Source organism: Janthinobacterium sp. LM6, from assembly GCF_002002885.1.
GTDB classification, from domain to species: Bacteria; Pseudomonadota; Gammaproteobacteria; order Burkholderiales; family Burkholderiaceae_D; genus Janthinobacterium; species Janthinobacterium kumbetense.
In genome coordinates this window covers 5,878,328-5,894,201 of record NZ_CP019510.1, presented here as the reverse complement: position 1 = coordinate 5,894,201, position 15,874 = coordinate 5,878,328, and the positions used below count along the sequence as shown (strand labels likewise).

The following is a 15,874-nucleotide window of genomic DNA, read 5'->3' as shown; positions in this document are numbered from 1 at the left end:
TGGTCTTCCATTGAGGAAAATGCTGTAGACCCGTCCTGTTTGCAGTTCAGGGGCGGGCATGCCGTTCGCTCCTTGGGGAAGATCACCATACCGAAGGCAGCTTTTTGACGAGAGCGGTACTTTTTTTCCACCAGTCATATAAAAACTCCACACACCAACGGCGGGCTTTTCTGACAGGTCTGAAATGCTGAGTGCTCCCAGGAGTGGCTGGCCGTTACGCTTTTCTTCCTTCTGTGAGATTGTGAAACACGGTACGCCGTCAACCGAACTTACTTCTGCGTCGGCGATGCGCGATCTTGCGGATACTTCAAGGGATATCGACGAGAGGAGTACGCTCGATATTGCCGCCAGGTAAATTTTTTTCGCTTTTTCTGTCTGTGAAAAAGTCACTGAGTACTTCTTCGTATAGTGCTTGGTCATTGGCATATTGCTCCTGTTGCATCGTTGGAGGATGCTTCAAATACTTTAACGCATAGTAGTCAGCCAGTAGATCCCCTTGTGCTTCCATGTTGTAGTCAGCTAGTCTTTTTGTGTGGCTGAGCTCATAGTTATAGTCCAACCCAATTCTGAATGCGCCCCGCATTGCCACCGGGTATCTCAGTTGATACTGCCAAACATGGACCATTTCGTGAATGAACCAACGGCGCCGGATCCTATCAGTACTAGAAAAATCGTCCAGAAATCTCGACTCATGAAAGTACATTTCCCCATTGGGTGTCATGGCAGTGTTTTTTGGTTGGAACAGCCATAGATAAGGCCTCTTGTGAATTTTGACTTTGCTATAGTCGACGGCATCCTCGAAAATCATCCATGCCATGTCTATTTCACCCTGGGTAAGCGGGCGAGCCATGCTATCGATTTTTACCTGTTTTACTGATGTATCGAGATCCTTGTCGGTCGTTTTTACGTCTTGTAGCTCCACTATGATCGCCGTCGAAGCCACTGGGTCTGGTGCAGCAGAGCAGCAGGGAAGGCTGTCTTCTTGTGGGAAAAATTCCACCGTCGTGATTTGCTCTTCCCGCTTGCTGGCCACGCGCCCCGTGCGTCCCTTCGCATCCGTCGTCCCCGTCCACGTTTCCCCATTGCTCAAGGTGAGCCGGTAGTCGGCGTGCGCCAGCGGCACCTTGTTTTGCGAGACGAATTCCAGCTGTTCGTCGTAGCCGCAGCACCAGCATTCGTCGGGCTGGCCGGCCAGGCGGTGCAGCTCGCAGCCGCTTGTCGCGTTGCGCAGGGCGGCGCCCAGCACGGGCCGGCCGTCGGCGCTGAAGGTGACGATCATGCTGTCGAAGCGCGCGCCCAGGCTTTTCTTCTGGTGGGCCACGAGCTTGAAGAACACGTCGCACGCGGTGGTGCTGATGACATGGTGCCTGGCCATGGCGCGCTCCGCCTTAAAACCTCAGCCTAAGCCAGCGGGGGCGGGATGGTATTGACTGGGCGCAAGGGGTGTGCGCTTGCGTTAAGATGCCCGGCGTTTCCACGTTACGATGAAAAGAAAGAGAATCCATGTCCAGCGCACCCCATACTCAAGCATCGCAAGCCGCCCGCAGCCTGGCCGCCGCCCTGATCGGCGACCCGTTTTACCGCGCCGTCACGGTGGCCTGCGGCGACGACGAAGCGGCGCGGCTGGCCATGCTGGAAGCGTATTTTGCGCTGGCGCTGGCCGAAGGCTGGCAGGCGGGCCGCGTCGACCTGGCTGATGACGGGTGCAATGGCGCCGCCATCTGGACGACGGATACGCCGGCAGCCGAGCGCCAGGCCGCCTATGCGCAGCGCGAGGATGCCTTGCGCGTGCTGCTGGGTGAGCGCGGCTTTGCACACTTTTCGGCCATCGTCGAAAACATGGAGCATGCGCTGGCATCGCACGACTTGAGCGCGGCCTGGTATCTGTCGATCGCCGGCATCGCCCCGGACGCGCAGGGCCGGGGATTGGGCGCATCCGTGCTGGCGCCTGGCCTGGCGGCCGTCGATGCGGCGGGTGCCGCGTGCTTCCTGGAGACCTACAACGAGCGCAGCCTGCCGTTCTACGGCCGCCTGGGCTTCGTGGTGGCGGGGCGTTACGCGGAAGCCGTCACGGGCTGCGATTACTGGCTGATGCTGCGGCAATCATCTGCTGCCTGATTGACCATTTTGCCAATTTCTATACACTCGTCTTTTCGTTCATTGACTTAAATTAAAAGACCTGGAGATGGAAATGCCGACCCTGCCCTTGCGCCGTACCCTGCTCACGCTCGCCTGCCTGGGCGCCCTTGGCCACGCTCACGCCGATACCGTCATCGACAACGCCAACGGCTACACGCTCGACGCAAACGGCAAGGTGGTGCGTTTTACGGCGCTGGCGTTTGACGACGCGGGCAAGCTGCTCGCCGTCGGCAGCGCCGCGCAGGTGAAACGCAAGGTGGCCAAGGGCGCCACGTATGTCGACGTGCAGGGCAAGACCGTGTTGCCGGGCCTGATCGACGCGCACGGCCACGTGTTTGGCCTGGGGACGATCGCCAGCGGCGTGATGCTGTACGGTTCCGCGTCGCTGCAGGCCGCCGTGCAGGCCGTGGGCGACTTCGCCCGTGCGCACCCCGAGCGCAGCTGGATCGTCGGCAATGGCTGGAACCAGGAAATCTGGAGGCTGGGGCGCTTTCCCACGGCGCTTGAGCTCGATGCGGTGGAAAGCGCGCGGCCCGTGTGGCTGCGCCGCGTCGACGGCCACGCGGGCTGGGCCAACAGCCGCGCGCTGGCGCTGGCCGGCATCACGCGCGCCACACAAGACCCGTCCGGCGGCAAGATAGAACGCGATGCGGATGGCAATGCCACCGGTGTGCTGGTCGATAATGCCATGGACTTGATGGATGCCGTGCTGCCCAAGCCCGGCGACGTGGAAAACCGCGCCGCCCTCGATGGCGCGCTGGCGCAGCTGTCGCAGGCGGGCCTGACCAGCGTGCACGATGCGGGCATCGGCCAGATGCAGGACCGGCTGTTCCGCGACTACGTGGACCACGGCAAGCTGACGGTGCGCGTGTACGGCATGATTGCCGACACGACGGACGACTTCGACGCGCTGTCGAAAAACGGCCCATTAAAAAGCTATGCGCGCGACATGTACGCCTTGCGCGCCGTCAAACTGCTGTCCGACGGCGCCCTGGGCAGCCGCGGCGCGGCCCTGCTGGCGCCGTACAGCGACGATCCGACCACCAGCGGCCTGCTGTTCTTCAAAGATGACGCCATGCGCGCGAAGATGGAAAAGGCCATGCGCGCCGGCTACCAGGTGAACGTGCACGCCATCGGCGACGCGGGCAACCATCAAATTCTCGACGGCTACCAGGCCTTGACCGCGCAATACCGCAGCGCGGGCCTGCGCCACCGCATGGAGCATGCGCAGGTGGTGCAATTGAGCGATATCCCCCGTTTCAAGGCTCTCGGCATCGTGCCGTCGATGCAGCCCACGCACGCCACGTCCGACCAGAACATGGCGGAGCAGCGCGTGGGCCATGAGCGCATCAAGGGCGCGTATGCGTGGCGCACCTTCCTCCAGCAGGGCTCGCGCATCGCCTGCGGATCGGACTTCCCCATCGAGTCGCCGAACCCGTTCGAAGGCATCCACGCGGCCGTCACGCGGCAAAACAGCGAGGGGTTCCCGGCCGGCGGCTGGTATCCGCAGCAGGCGATGACGGTGACGCAGGCGCTGCGCTGCTTCACCGTGGACGCGGCCTGGGCGGCGCACCAGGAAAAGGTCATCGGCACGCTGGAAGCGGGCAAATGGGCGGACTTCATCGTCGTCGACCAGGACCTGTTCAAGGTGTTACCAGCCGCCATCGGCAAGACGCAGGTGCTGCAGACGTGGGTGGCGGGCAAGCGCGTGTTCGAGAAAAAATAGGCGCTGGACGGCTGCAAAAACCTGTTGACTTGGTTGTATAGACAACCTATGCTGGGAGCACCAGAGCGGGCCATGTATCGGGCCAGATACGCCCGCTCGCACCCTACGAGGAGACAGCATGAACAGCACAATGGACACCGATCCACGCTTTGATGCCAGCCGTACCATCCGCGCGCCGCGCGGCACGGTCATGGCTTGCAAGAGTTGGCAGGCCGAGGCGGCCTACCGCATGTTGCAAAACAACCTGGACCCGGAAGTGGCGGAAAATCCGCAGCACCTGGTTGTCTACGGCGGCATCGGCCGCGCCGCCCGCAACTGGGCTTGCTTCGACCAGATCCTCGCCTCCTTGCGCGAGCTGGAAGACGACCAGACCTTGCTGATCCAGTCCGGCAAGCCGGTGGGCGTGTTCCAGACCCACGCGGACGCGCCGCGCGTATTGATCGCCAACTCCAACCTGGTGCCGAAATGGGCGAACTGGGAACACTTCAACGAACTCGATCGCCAGGGCCTGTTCATGTATGGCCAGATGACGGCAGGCAGCTGGATCTACATTGGCACGCAGGGCATCGTGCAGGGCACGTATGAAACCTTCGCCGAGGCGGGCCGCCAGCATTTCGGCGGCGACTGGGCCGGGCGCTGGATTTTGACGGCGGGCCTGGGCGGCATGGGCGGCGCGCAGCCGCTGGCTGCCACCATGGCGGGCGCCGTCTCGCTCAACATCGAATGCCAGCAAAGCAGCATCGACTTCCGTTTGCGCACGCGCTACCTGGACAAGCAGGCGGCCAGCCTGGATGAAGCTTTGACGCTGGTCAAATACCACACCGAGCGCAAGGAAGCCATTTCCATTGGCCTGTTGGGCAACGCGGCCGAAGTGCTGCCGGAACTGGTGCGCCGCGCCAAGGCGGGGGGGCTGGTGCCGGACCTGGTGACGGACCAGACCTCCGCGCACGACCTGGTCAACGGCTATTTGCCGCGCGGCTGGAGCGTGTCGGACTGGAAGGCGGCGCAGCAGGACCCGCAGCGCCATGCGCGCCTGACGGTGGCCGCCGCCGATTCCTGCGCCGCCCACGTGCAAGCCATGCTCGATTTCCACGCCATGGGCGTGCACACCGTCGATTACGGCAACAACATCCGCCAGGTGGCGTTCGACCAGGGCGTGCAAAATGCCTTCGCCTTCCCCGGCTTCGTGCCCGCCTACATCCGCCCGCAATTCTGCGAGGGGCGGGGGCCGTTCCGCTGGGTGGCCTTGTCGGGCGACCCGGAAGACATCTATAAAACGGATGCGAAGATCAAGGAGCTGTTCCCGCACCACGCGCAGGTGCACCACTGGCTGGACATGGCGCGCGAGCGCATCGCCTTCCAGGGCCTGCCGGCGCGCATCTGCTGGCTGGGACTGGGCGAGCGCCACATCGCCGGCCTGGCCTTCAACGAGATGGTGCGCACGGGCGAGCTGAAGGCGCCCATCGTCATCGGCCGCGACCACCTGGACACGGGTTCCGTCGCCAGCCCGAACCGCGAGACGGAAAGCATGAAGGACGGCACCGACGCCGTCTCCGACTGGCCGCTGCTCAACGCCATGCTCAATACGGCCGGCGGCGCCACCTGGGTCTCGCTGCACCATGGCGGCGGCGTGGGAATGGGGTATTCTCAGCATGCGGGCATGGTCATCGTGGCCGACGGCAGCGAAGCGGCGGCGAAACGCCTGGCGCGCGTGCTGGTCAACGACAGCGGCTCGGGCGTGATGCGCCATGCCGATGCCGGTTACGAAACAGCGGCCGCCTGCGCCAAGCGCAACGGCCTGATTCTTCCCATGATTCCTTGAGACTTAGACGCGAATGACTATGACACAGCATGCCAAAAGTTGGACCCTGAAACCGGGCGCGATGACCCTGGCCGACCTGCGCGCCGTCTGGGCAGCGCCGGCAAAATTGACCCTCGCCGCCGAGGCCTATCCCGTCATCGAGGCGTCGGCCGCCGCCGTGCAAGCCATCGTCGCCAAGGGCGATGCGGCGTACGGCATCAACACGGGCTTCGGCCTGCTCGCCAAGACGCGCATCCCCGATGAAAAGCTGGAGCAGTTGCAGCGCAACCTGATCCTGTCGCACTCCGTCGGCACGGGAGAACTGCTGTCGGACGCCGTCGTGCGTCTGATCATGCTGATGAAGATCGGCAGCCTGGCGCGCGGCTTTTCCGGCGTGCGCCCGCTGATCGTCGATACCCTGATCGCCCTGTACAACGCGGGCATCATGCCGGCCATTCCCGCCAAGGGCTCCGTCGGCGCCTCGGGCGACCTGGCGCCGCTGTCGCACATGACCCTGGCCATGCTGGGCGTGGGCGAGGTGCGCGTCAACGGAGAATTGATGGCGGCCCCCGAGGCGCTGGCGCAGGCGGGCATCGCGCCCGTGGTGCTGGCGGCGAAAGAGGGCCTGGCCCTGATCAACGGCACGCAAGTGTCGAACGCGCTGGCGCTGCATGGCTTGTTCATGGCCGAGCGCCTGCTGGAAGCGGCCATGGTCACGGGCGCGCTGTCGCTCGACGCGGCCAAGGGCAGCGACTCGCCGTTTGACGCGCGCGTGCACGCCGTGCGCGGACAGCCGGGCCAGATCCTGGCCGCGCAGATGTACCGCCAGTTGGTGGCGCACAGCGCCATTCGCGCCTCGCACCTGGAAGGCGACGAGCGCGTGCAGGACCCGTACAGCCTGCGCTGCCAGCCGCAAGTCATGGGCGCCTGCCTCGATTTGATCGGCAACGTGGGCCGCACCCTGCTGATCGAAGCCAATGCCGTCACGGACAACCCGCTGATCTTCCAGGATGGCCCAAACGGGCAGGCGGAAATCGTCTCGGGCGGCAATTTCCACGCCGAACCTGTCGCCTTTGCCGCCGACACGCTGGCGCTGGCGATCGCTGAAATCGGCGCGCTGGCCGAGCGCCGCATCGCGCTGCTGATCGACGCCACGCTCTCCGGCCTGCCGCCGTTCCTCGTGCGCGATCCGGGCGTCAATTCCGGCTTCATGATCGCCCACGTGACGGCTGCCGCGCTGGCGTCGGAAAACAAGTCGCTCGCGCATCCGGCCAGCGTCGACAGCCTGCCGACGTCCGCCAACCAGGAAGACCACGTGAGCATGGCCACGTTCGCCGGGCGCCGCCTGGACGACATGGCGCACAACACGGCCGTCATCGTCGGCATCGAGCTGCTGGCCGCCGCGCAGGGCATCGATTTCCACCGTCCGCTGAAAACCTCGCCGCACCTGGAACATGTGCATCACCAGCTGCGCCAGAAAGTGCCGTTCTTCGACGCCGACCGCTTCTTCGCGCCCGACATCGAAGCGGCCAAGCAGATGGTGCTGCAGGGTGAGTTGAGCAGCACGTGCAAGAATTTGTTCGCCCCGCTGTACGCTTGAGCTGGAGCAAGGAGACAAGCATGGATTTCCGCTTTAATAAAGGCAGCATCCCGCTGCTGGTGTCGATGCCCCACGTGGGCACCGACATACCGGACGATATCGCCGCGCGCATGACGCCGCAGGCCCTGGTCAAGGCCGACACGGACTGGCATCTGCGCGAGCTGTATGGTTTTTTGCAGGAGATGGATGCGTCCGTGCTGTCGGCGCGCTGGTCGCGCTACACCATCGACTTGAACCGCCCGCAGGAAGACACGAATCTGTATCCGGGCCAGGATACGACGGGCTTGCTGCCCAACGATACCTTTCATCGCGAGCCGCTGTACCTGGCCGGGAAGGAACCGGATGCGCAGGACGTGCGGCAGCGGCTGCAGCGCTACTGGGCGCCGTATCATGCGCAACTGCGCGCGGAACTGGAGCGGCTGCTGCGCGTGCATGGCGCCGTGGTGCTGTGGGATGCGCACTCCATCGCCTCGCGCGTGCCGCGCTTCTTTGACGGCAAGCTGCCCGACCTGAACTTCGGCACGGCCGATGGCGCCAGCTGCGACAGCGGCCTGACGTCCGCCGTGGTCGATATCGCCCGCGCGCAGGATGCATTTACCGTGGCCTTGAATGGCCGCTTCAAGGGCGGCCATATCACGCGCCACTACGGCCGGCCGGCGCAGCGCGTGCATGCGATCCAGCTGGAGATGTGCCAGTGCCTGTACATGGACGAAGCGGCGCCGTTCGGCTACCGGCCGGACCTGGCGGCCCAGGTGCAGCCGCTGCTGCGCCGGATGATGGAAGCGGCCGTGGCATGGGTGGCGCATTGAGTACCTGTCTGTTTGCGCGCCATGCGCTGCTGCCGCAAGGCTGGCGCCGCGACGTGCTGCTGGAATGGGACAAGAATGGGGATTTGACGGCGGTGGCGGAAAACGCCGCGCCGCCTGCCGGCGCCGAAGTGGCCGAATATGTCTTGCCCGGCATGGTCAACCTGCATTCGCACGCGTTTCAGCGGGCGCTGGGCGGCATGACGGAGATTGCGGGGGACGAGGTTAATCATGTAGCGGACAGCTTCTGGACCTGGCGCGACCTGATGTACCGCTTCGCGCGCCACATCACGCCGGAACAGATGGAAAGCATCGCCGCGCAGCTGTTTGCCGAATGCCTGCGCCATGGCTACACGGCCGTGTGCGAATTTCACTACCTGCAGCGCGATGCGGCCGGTGCGCTGTATGCGCGCCCCGCTGAAACGGCGGAACGGGTGCTGGCCGCGGCGCGCATCAGCGGCATCGGCCTGACCATGCTGCCCGTGCTGTACAGCCATGCGGGTTTCGGCGCACAGCCGTTGAAAGCGGAGCAGGCGCGCTTCCGCACCGGTGCGGACGATGTCTTGCGCATCGTCGAGGCGCTGGCGCCGCAGCGCGGCGGGCAGGTGGAGGTGGGCTTTGCGCCCCATTCGCTGCGTGCGGCCGGCGTGGCGCAGATCAAACAGGTGGCGGAGGCGCTGCCCGCGGGCCGCCCCATCCACATCCACATCGCCGAGCAGCAGGGCGAAGTGCGCCAGAGTCTCGATTACAGCGGCCGGCGCCCGGTGCAGTACCTGTACGAGCAGGTCGATGTCGATGCGCGCTGGTGCCTCGTGCATGCGACGCATGTGCAGCCCGACGAGGTGGCGCTGATGGCGGCCAGCGGCGCCGTGGCGGGCCTGTGTCCGACGACCGAGGCGAACCTGGGCGACGGCCTGTTCCCGCTGGCCGAATTCATCGCTGCCGGCGGGCGCTTCGGCGTCGGCAGCGACAGCCATGTATCGCAGTCGCCGGTCGAGGAATTACGCTGGCTCGAATATGGCCAGCGCTTGCAACGCCAGCAGCGCAACGTGGCCGCCACGCCGGAGGAGCGCCATGTCGGCGACTACCTGTGGCAGGCGGCCTTGCGGGGCGGGGCGCAGGCTGCCGGGCGCAAGCTCGGCGCGCTGGCGCCCGGCTGCCGCGCTGACTTGCTGGTGCTCGACGAGGCGCATGTGAACCTGTGCGGCGTGGCCATCGAAAATGTGCTGGGCAGCGTACTTTTCTGCGGCAACGACAACCTGGTGCGCGACGTGCTGTGCGGCGGCCAATGGCAGGTGCGCGATGGGCGCCACGTGGCGCAGGACGCCATCGCCGCCGCCTACAAGCGCACGCTGGCGCAACTGAGGGCGCTCTGATGGCGACCTTCATCCCGCAGGAATGCCTGCGCGCCGCGCCGTGGAAAAACGGCGGCGGTAGCACGATGGAAATCGCCATTTCTCCGCCCGGCGCCAGCTTGATGGAATTCGACTGGCGTATCAGCCTGGCGACGATCACGGCCAGCGGGCCGTTTTCCAGCTTTCCCGGCATCGACCGCAGCCTGATGCTGGTCGATGGCGACAGCGTGCAGCTGACGCTCGATGGCGCGCGCAAGGTGACCTTGAGCGCGGCGCAACCGATGCTGTGGTTTCCCGGCGAAGCGGCCGTGGAGGCGCAAGTCAGGGGAACGACGACGGATTTCAATGTGATGACGCGGCGCGACCGCTGCCGCCACCAGCTGGAAAAAATCACGGCCCCGTGCCGGCTGGTGCGGCGCAGCGCGGCGACCTTGCTGTTTGTCGCCGGCGAAGGCCACGTGCTGGCGCGCGGTGGCGAGCAGCAGTTCGCGCTGGCCCGCCATGACGCGCTGCTGCTCGATGCCGACGATGCGCAGGAATGGCGGCTCGACGCCTTGCAGCGTTCGCCCGTGCTGTGCGTCGACCTGTTCATCTAGGAAGGAAAACACCATGCACGACTGGGACCTGGTCATCCACAACGTCCACCTGGCCACCATGGAGCACGGTTATGGCGAGCTGCTCGATGCGGCCATCGCCGTCAAGGATGGCCGCATCGCCTGGTTCGGCCCCGGCGACGAGCTGCCGGCCAGCGGCGCGGTGCTGCACGACGGCCAGGGCTGCTGGCTCACGCCCGGCCTGATCGACTGCCACACGCACATCGTCCACGCGGGCAACCGCAGCGATGAATTCGAGGCGCGGCTGAATGGCGCCAGCTATGAAGACATCAGCCGCGCCGGCGGCGGCATCATGTCCACCGTGCGCGCCACGCGCGCGGCCAGCGACGACGAATTGCTGCGGCAAAGCCTGCCCCGCGTGCTGGCGCTGCTGGCCGAGGGCGTGACGACGCTGGAAATCAAGTCCGGCTATGGCCTCGACGCGGCCAGCGAAGCGAAGATGCTGCGCGTGGCGCGCAGGATAGGCCAACAGCTGCCGGTGTCCGTGCGCACCACCTTCCTCGGCGCCCACGCGCTGCCGCCCGAGTATGCGGGCCAGCCCGACGCGTATATCGACCTGCTGTGCGCGCAGATGCTGCCCCGGCTGGCCGGCGATGGCCTGGTGGACGCCGTCGACGCGTTTTGCGAGCGCATCGGCTTTACGCCGGCGCAAACGGAATTAGTGTTCGAGGCGGCGAAAGCGCTGGGGCTACCTGTGAAACTCCATGCCGAGCAGCTGTCGGACCTGGGCGGCGCGGCGCTGGTGGCGCGCTACGGCGGCCTGTCGGCCGACCACCTGGAATTTTTGTCGGCAGAGGGCGTCGCCGCCATGGCGCAACACGGCACGGTGGCCGTGCTGCTGCCGGGCGCGTATTACTTTTTGCGCGAGACGCAGCCGCCGCCCGTGGCGGCCTTGCGCGCGGCCGGCGTGCCGATGGCCGTGTCCACCGATTGCAATCCGGGCACCTCGCCCATGACGTCATTGCTGCTGGCGATGAACATGGCGTGCACCCTGTGGCGGCTGACGCCGCAGGAAGCGCTGGCCGGCTGCACGATCCATGCGGCGCGCGCGCTGGGGCTGCAGCAGGAAACGGGCAGCCTGGCGGTGGGCAAGCGCGCCGATTTCGCCCTGTGGCGCATCGCGCGTCCGGCCGACCTGGCGTATGCGCTGGGCCTGAACCCGTGCGCGGGCGTGGTGCACGGCGGTGTCTGGCGCGCGCCGGTGGTAAGCTTGCCGGACTGATCATCCGTCCTGGAGCGCCGCGTGCGTGCTGCTTATTTGCCGTTTTACTTGCTGTTGTTACTGCTCTTCGCCGCCGCGCCCATGTCCTCCCTTGCCATGGACGGCGGCACCCTGAAGGTGGGCTCGAAGCGCTTTACGGAATCGTATATTCTCGGCGAAATCGTCAAACAGAGCGCCGCGCCGCACGTGGCGGCGGAGCACCGCCAGGGCCTGGGCAACACGGCCATCGTGCTGGCCGCGCTGCAGGCGGGCAGCATCGACGTGTATGCCGAATACATGGGCACCATCGCCAGCGAAATCCTCAAGCACGACAAGGCCATTGATCTGGAACAGATGCGGCGCGAGCTGGCGTCGCTGGGCCTGGGCGTGGCCGTGCCGCTGGGTTTTAATAATACGTATGCGCTGGCCGTGCGCGGCGATGAAAAATCCATCACGAACCTGGCGCAGCTGGCGCAGCACCCGGCCCTGAAATTCGGCCTGTCGCATGAATTCATCGGCCGTGTCGACGGCTGGCCGGGCCTGGCCGCGCGCTATGGCTTGCCGCAGCGCCCGCGCGGGCTCGATCACGGCATCGCCTATGAAGCGCTGGCGCAGCGCCAGGTGGACGTGATCGACATTTATTCGACGGACGCGAAGATACGCCAGTACGGCTTGCGCGTGCTGGCCGACACGCAGCATTATTTTCCCCGCTACGACGCCATGCTCCTGTACCGGCTCGACGTGCCGAAGCGTTTCCCCGCCGCCTGGCAAGCCTTGCAGGCGCTGCAGGGGCGCATCAGCGAGACCGACATGATCGCCATGAATGCGGCCGTGGAAATCGATGGCAAGACTTTTTCCGGCGTGGCCCACCAATGGCTGGCCTCCGGCACGCAGGCGAAAAAACCGGCCGCCGCGCGCAGCAAGCTGCTCGACAAAATCATCGGCGACGATCTGTGGACCCTGACGCGCCAGCATGTGACCCTGGTGCTGCTGTCGGTCGCGCTGGCGTGCCTGGCCGGCATTCCGCTGGGCGTGCTGGCGGCGTTGTCGGCGCCGCTGCGGCAAACGGTGCTGGCGCTGGTCGGCGTGCTGCAGACGGTGCCGTCGCTGGCCCTGCTGGCGATATTGATTCCGCTGCTGGGCATGATCGGCACCGTGCCGGCGCTGGTGGCCCTATTCGTGTACGCCTTGCTGCCCATCGTGCGCAACACGTGCACGGGCATCTTGCAGGTGCCGCAAGGCTTGCGCATGGCGGCGCTGGCGCTGGGCTTGAGCAAGCGCGACCGCCTGCTGCACGTGGACTTGCCGCTGGCCTTGCCCGTCATGCTGGCGGGCATTAAAACGGCGGCCGTGATGAGCGTGGGTACGGCCACCATCGCCGCCTTCATCGGCGCAGGCGGTTACGGCGAACGCATCACCATCGGCCTGGCGCTGAATGACAACGACATGCTGCTGGCCGGCGCGATCCCCGCAGCCGTGCTGGCCCTGCTGACGCAAGGCTTGTTCGAGCTGGTGGAGCGCTGGGCCGTGGCCGGCCGGCAGCACTGACGGCATCACGGTTACAGCGAGTGCAGTTTGGAGCGCACCGAGACGACGGCCTGGTGCAGGATGCGTTCAGCCTGGAAGTCGTTCTCGCGCTGTTCGGCGATGGCTTGCAAGTCGCGCGTATAGCGCTCCAGGCGGGAGCGCAGGTAGGCGCGGTAGATTTTCATGACGAGCGGTTTGGCAGAGACATTCATGATGTGGCTCCCAGGTGCGTAACGATGCGTTCATTTTGTGTGAGCGGAATGCCGCCACTTTGCGCCATATCAAATGCCATGACCCTGTCAAATTGGCGCGTTTGAGATTGCGCAATGCCCCCCAGACCGAAGATGCCACACTGAATCTTCCCTGCTCGCCTGGTCATCATCAGGCGTCGCGGGTTCTGATTCCCTCAAGCATACTCAAGGAGCGTCGCATGGTCATTTTCGCCGTGGTTGCTGGCTGCATCGCCTGCCTGACAGTGTACCAAATCTATACAAATACGCAGGGCGGCAGTGGGCTTACACAACAACATATCGGTTTGCACGGCACATTGATTGAGCCACGGAAATAAACTGTGGTGAAGGATGCACAGTCAGCTGACAGATTTAAGGAAAATGTAAGGCCCGGTAAGCAAATGTAAAGGTCGGCGCGGTGACCAGTCGTAGCGTTTATATTGATAACCGTTGATTGCATTCTCCCCCTCCCACTTGACAATGGGTTCACCCCGCGGTGCCGCTAGCCCGCGGGGATTTTTTTTGGAACTGACGCTTGCAGTTGCCTCGATGCAGTGCCAATCAAAGTGATTTCGGCGTACCCGCCGACAATTGCGTCAAGGCATCACCAGCGACCCGGCAGATGCGCCAGTCCGGCATCACGTCCGCGCCCATGCCCTTGTAGAAGTTGATCGCGTTTTCATTCCAGTCCAGCACCGACCATTCGAAGCGGCCGCAATCGCGTGCGACGGCCAGTTGCGCCAGCGCCACCAGCATCTGCTTGCCATAGCCCTTGCCGCGCACCGATTGCTTCACGTACAGGTCTTCCAGGTACAGACCCTTGCGGCACAGGAAGGTGGAAAAGTTGTGGAAGAACAAGGCGAACGTCACCACCTCGCCGTTTTCCTCGCCGACCAGCGCTTCGCACGCGGGGTGCGGGCCGAACAGGCTGTCGTGCAGCATGGATTCCTTGGCGATCATCATGTGTTCGAGTTTTTCAAACACGGCCAGTTCATGGATCATGCCAAAGATGGCAGCCACGTCGGATGCGGTCGCGGGACGGATGGCGAGGGAGGAAGAGGTGCTCATGTTGCCTTTGCGGATGAAGTGGTGGAAATAGAGGAAACGGCAGCCGTCTTGCGCGCACCCGACGTCAGGGCCCAGGCCACGCTGGACAGGCACAGCACCATGCCTACCCATTCGATGGGGGCGGGCCGGTAGTGTTCGAACTGCACCGACAGCAGCACGGAAATGACGGGGGTGACGACGCCGATATACACGGTCTTTTGCGTGCCGATGCGGGCGATTAACGTGAAATACGCGCTGAAGGCGATCACCGAGCCGAAGATGGCCAGATAGACCAGTCCCATCCAGTAACTGGGGCGCATGGGCAACTGCCAGGACTGGCCCGTGACGATCGCCCAGGCGGCCACCATCAAGGTGCCCCACAGCATGGTCCAGGCCATGGTCAGCATCACGTTGCCGGAATGTTCGCGCACTTTCATGACGAGGGCGTTGCCTGCCGTGCTGGACACGGTGGCTACCAGGGCCAGCATGAAACCGAGCAGGAAATGACCATTGCCGCCGCCGAGGATGTCGTGCAGCGCCGCGCCGATGGACTGGTAAAACAGCAGCACGATGCCGCAGATGGCGACGAAGGCCGCGCAGCAGGTGCTCCAGGTGATCGGTGTGCCGAAGGCGATGCGGTTGAGCAATGGCGTCCAGAACACCATCAGCGCAAACAGCACGCTGACGAGGGCCGAGACCAGGTATTGCTCCGAACTATACGTGCACACATAGCTGAGGGCAAACGAGGCCAGGCCCTGCAGCAGCATCCATTTCTGCGCGCGCCAGGGCAGGCGCAAGGTGTCGCCGCGCAAGGCGCACCAGGCAAACAGGGTGGCGGACGCGAGGCCGAAGCGGTAGACCACGGAAACGGCGGGGGCGACATCGCCCAGCTGCAAGGTGATGGCCCAGAAGGTGGAGCCCCAGATCAGGCAGGCAATGATGAACAGGAGAGGAGAGGACATCGCGCAAGTATACGGGCATCGCGCGGGGATGGCGAGTCTTGGTCTAGCTTGCTCAAAGAGTGGTCCGGAGACAGCGAGGCATTGAGCCAGCGCAGTGCTTCTGGAAAATGTTGAATTTATGAAAATATTTACTTTAATATCAAGTAAATATTTTCTGAATTGCATCTTTGACCGGAGACCGCCATGCCAGCCTCACTGCAGATCAAAGTATGGAGCGTGCTTGTGTATGTCATCGTGGCAACATGGATTGCCGTCTGGCTGCATGAGGGCATGTCGCCCTCGGCCTTGCTCATCGCTGCCGGCGCCTTCGGCTGAGCGCATGCGCCGGCAAGCAGATCAGTGGGTGACGCGGGTCTTGCGGCCATCGGACAACAGGCGCACGCGTTCGCCCGGACGGAACAGTTCATCCGCGTCTTGCACGATGGCGCGCATGTCGCCATTGTCCAGGCGGACGGTGATTTCCAGGCCGGGCTTGTTGGAAGCGTTCGCTTCGATGCTCTTGCCGGCCATGCCGCCGGCGACGGCGCCCAGGATGCTGGCCGCGATGGCGCCCTTGCCGCCGCCGACGGTCGAGCCGGCCACGCCGCCCAGCGCCGCGCCAGCCAGCACGCCCGTGCCCGTTTCACCCTTGTCGATGGTTACCTGGCGCACGGATTCAACCGTGCCCATGCGAACCGATTGTTCATTCTGCGCCTGGCGCGCGTTGTACACATTTGCCGAGTTCGGTTGTACGGCGCAGCCGGCCAGGGTGGCGAGCAATGCCACTGCAATAATTGGTGCTTTCATGTGGGACTCCCTTGGACAAAAGTTAGTTGCCGATTACATTGACCGACAGATGATGACTTATCATAAGGACACTTGCCTCA

The 15,874-nt window shown here is 64.4% G+C and carries 16 protein-coding genes; 11 read left to right on the top strand and 5 right to left on the bottom strand.

The window, feature by feature from the left end; translation table 11 throughout:
* Window positions 1-307 precede the first annotated feature (307 nt).
* Complete coding sequence (locus tag BZG29_RS27995) at window positions 308-1,375, bottom strand: hypothetical protein (RefSeq protein WP_150131060.1); 1,068 nt, start codon at window positions 1,373-1,375, stop codon at window positions 308-310.
* 128 nt (window positions 1,376-1,503) lie between these two features.
* Between BZG29_RS27995 and BZG29_RS25875 the strand changes: the two genes are divergently transcribed.
* The 9 genes from BZG29_RS25875 (at window position 1,504) to BZG29_RS25835 (ending at window position 12,790) form a co-directional block, all read left to right on the top strand.
* Complete coding sequence (locus BZG29_RS25875) at window positions 1,504-2,118, top strand: GNAT family N-acetyltransferase (RefSeq protein WP_077408622.1); 615 nt, start codon at window positions 1,504-1,506, stop codon at window positions 2,116-2,118.
* A gap of 73 nt (window positions 2,119-2,191) precedes the next feature.
* Entirely contained in the window at window positions 2,192-3,865 is a 1,674-nt protein-coding gene (locus BZG29_RS25870) for an amidohydrolase (RefSeq protein ID WP_077408621.1), read from the top strand.
* 118 nt (window positions 3,866-3,983) lie between these two features.
* Window positions 3,984-5,687: a urocanate hydratase gene (gene hutU / locus BZG29_RS25865; RefSeq protein WP_077408620.1), complete on the top strand. Its 1,704-nt coding sequence runs from the start codon at window positions 3,984-3,986 to the stop codon at window positions 5,685-5,687.
* A 19-nt stretch (window positions 5,688-5,706) separates the two neighbouring features.
* Window positions 5,707-7,266: a histidine ammonia-lyase gene (gene hutH / locus BZG29_RS25860; RefSeq protein WP_077408619.1), complete on the top strand. Its 1,560-nt coding sequence runs from the start codon at window positions 5,707-5,709 to the stop codon at window positions 7,264-7,266.
* Between the two features lie 20 nt (window positions 7,267-7,286).
* On the top strand, window positions 7,287-8,075 hold the full coding sequence (hutG, locus tag BZG29_RS25855; protein ID WP_077408618.1) for an N-formylglutamate deformylase: 789 nt from the start codon (window positions 7,287-7,289) through the stop codon (window positions 8,073-8,075).
* The gene (locus BZG29_RS25850) at window positions 8,060-9,448 is read left to right on the top strand and encodes a formimidoylglutamate deiminase (protein WP_077408617.1); all 1,389 of its coding nucleotides are present in this window, start codon (window positions 8,060-8,062) and stop codon (window positions 9,446-9,448) included. The genes hutG and BZG29_RS25850 overlap by 16 nt, the downstream gene beginning before the upstream one ends.
* Window positions 9,448-10,023: a HutD family protein gene (locus BZG29_RS25845; RefSeq protein ID WP_077408616.1), complete on the top strand. Its 576-nt coding sequence runs from the start codon at window positions 9,448-9,450 to the stop codon at window positions 10,021-10,023. The genes BZG29_RS25850 and BZG29_RS25845 overlap by 1 nt, the downstream gene beginning before the upstream one ends.
* 13 nt (window positions 10,024-10,036) lie before the next feature.
* Window positions 10,037-11,263: an imidazolonepropionase gene (gene hutI, locus BZG29_RS25840; protein WP_077408615.1), complete on the top strand. Its 1,227-nt coding sequence runs from the start codon at window positions 10,037-10,039 to the stop codon at window positions 11,261-11,263.
* An 81-nt stretch (window positions 11,264-11,344) separates the two neighbouring features.
* Window positions 11,345-12,790, top strand: a complete 1,446-nt coding sequence (locus BZG29_RS25835; RefSeq protein ID WP_077409293.1) for a glycine betaine ABC transporter substrate-binding protein — start codon at window positions 11,345-11,347, stop codon at window positions 12,788-12,790.
* 11 nt (window positions 12,791-12,801) lie between these two features.
* Here BZG29_RS25835 and BZG29_RS25830 read toward each other — a convergent pair whose 3' ends face one another.
* Window positions 12,802-12,981 carry a hypothetical protein gene (locus tag BZG29_RS25830; protein ID WP_034746290.1) on the bottom strand — a complete coding sequence of 60 codons (180 nt, stop codon included), beginning with the start codon at window positions 12,979-12,981 and terminating at the stop codon, window positions 12,802-12,804.
* 218 nt (window positions 12,982-13,199) lie between these two features.
* Here BZG29_RS25830 and BZG29_RS28285 point away from each other — a divergent pair, with 218 nt between their 5' ends.
* Window positions 13,200-13,337, top strand: coding sequence for a hypothetical protein (locus BZG29_RS28285; protein WP_171985107.1), 138 nt, complete (start codon window positions 13,200-13,202; stop codon window positions 13,335-13,337).
* Window positions 13,338-13,560: 223 nt separating this feature from the next.
* On the opposite strand, the gene BZG29_RS25825 is transcribed toward BZG29_RS28285, so the two are convergent.
* Both BZG29_RS25825 and BZG29_RS25820 read right to left on the bottom strand, forming a co-directional pair.
* A complete protein-coding gene (locus tag BZG29_RS25825) occupies window positions 13,561-14,067 on the bottom strand; it encodes a GNAT family N-acetyltransferase (RefSeq protein ID WP_077408614.1) in 507 nt (168 codons plus the stop codon).
* Window positions 14,064-15,008, bottom strand: coding sequence for an EamA family transporter (locus BZG29_RS25820; RefSeq protein WP_077408613.1), 945 nt, complete (start codon window positions 15,006-15,008; stop codon window positions 14,064-14,066). The genes BZG29_RS25825 and BZG29_RS25820 overlap by 4 nt, the downstream gene beginning before the upstream one ends.
* Before the next feature lie 183 nt (window positions 15,009-15,191).
* Between BZG29_RS25820 and BZG29_RS28705 the strand changes: the two genes are divergently transcribed.
* On the top strand, window positions 15,192-15,323 hold the full coding sequence (locus tag BZG29_RS28705; RefSeq protein WP_290440883.1) for a hypothetical protein: 132 nt from the start codon (window positions 15,192-15,194) through the stop codon (window positions 15,321-15,323).
* A 21-nt stretch (window positions 15,324-15,344) separates the two neighbouring features.
* Here BZG29_RS28705 and BZG29_RS25815 read toward each other — a convergent pair whose 3' ends face one another.
* Entirely contained in the window at window positions 15,345-15,794 is a 450-nt protein-coding gene (locus BZG29_RS25815) for a glycine zipper 2TM domain-containing protein (RefSeq protein ID WP_034780449.1), read from the bottom strand.
* Between the last annotated feature and the right edge of the window lie 80 nt (window positions 15,795-15,874).

Bases quoted from the DNA above. Each gene is read 5' to 3' on its own strand.
- hutG (WP_077408618.1), top strand. From the start codon at position 7,287: ATGGATTTCCGCTTTAATAAAGGCAGCATCCCGCTGCTGGTGTCGATG.
- BZG29_RS28705 (WP_290440883.1), top strand. From the start codon at position 15,192: ATGCCAGCCTCACTGCAGATCAAAGTATGGAGCGTGCTTGTGTATGTC.
- BZG29_RS28285 (WP_171985107.1), top strand. From the start codon at position 13,200: ATGGTCATTTTCGCCGTGGTTGCTGGCTGCATCGCCTGCCTGACAGTG.
- BZG29_RS25850 (WP_077408617.1), top strand. From the start codon at position 8,060: ATGGGTGGCGCATTGAGTACCTGTCTGTTTGCGCGCCATGCGCTGCTG.
- BZG29_RS25830 (WP_034746290.1), bottom strand. From the start codon at position 12,981: ATGAATGTCTCTGCCAAACCGCTCGTCATGAAAATCTACCGCGCCTAC.
- BZG29_RS25815 (WP_034780449.1), bottom strand. From the start codon at position 15,794: ATGAAAGCACCAATTATTGCAGTGGCATTGCTCGCCACCCTGGCCGGC.
- BZG29_RS25845 (WP_077408616.1), top strand. From the start codon at position 9,448: ATGGCGACCTTCATCCCGCAGGAATGCCTGCGCGCCGCGCCGTGGAAA.
- BZG29_RS25875 (WP_077408622.1), top strand. From the start codon at position 1,504: ATGTCCAGCGCACCCCATACTCAAGCATCGCAAGCCGCCCGCAGCCTG.
- BZG29_RS25825 (WP_077408614.1), bottom strand. From the start codon at position 14,067: ATGAGCACCTCTTCCTCCCTCGCCATCCGTCCCGCGACCGCATCCGAC.
- hutH (WP_077408619.1), top strand. From the start codon at position 5,707: ATGACACAGCATGCCAAAAGTTGGACCCTGAAACCGGGCGCGATGACC.
- BZG29_RS25820 (WP_077408613.1), bottom strand. From the start codon at position 15,008: ATGTCCTCTCCTCTCCTGTTCATCATTGCCTGCCTGATCTGGGGCTCC.
- hutI (WP_077408615.1), top strand. From the start codon at position 10,037: ATGCACGACTGGGACCTGGTCATCCACAACGTCCACCTGGCCACCATG.
- hutU (WP_077408620.1), top strand. From the start codon at position 3,984: ATGAACAGCACAATGGACACCGATCCACGCTTTGATGCCAGCCGTACC.
- BZG29_RS25870 (WP_077408621.1), top strand. From the start codon at position 2,192: ATGCCGACCCTGCCCTTGCGCCGTACCCTGCTCACGCTCGCCTGCCTG.
- BZG29_RS27995 (WP_150131060.1), bottom strand. From the start codon at position 1,375: ATGGCCAGGCACCATGTCATCAGCACCACCGCGTGCGACGTGTTCTTC.
- BZG29_RS25835 (WP_077409293.1), top strand. From the start codon at position 11,345: ATGTCCTCCCTTGCCATGGACGGCGGCACCCTGAAGGTGGGCTCGAAG.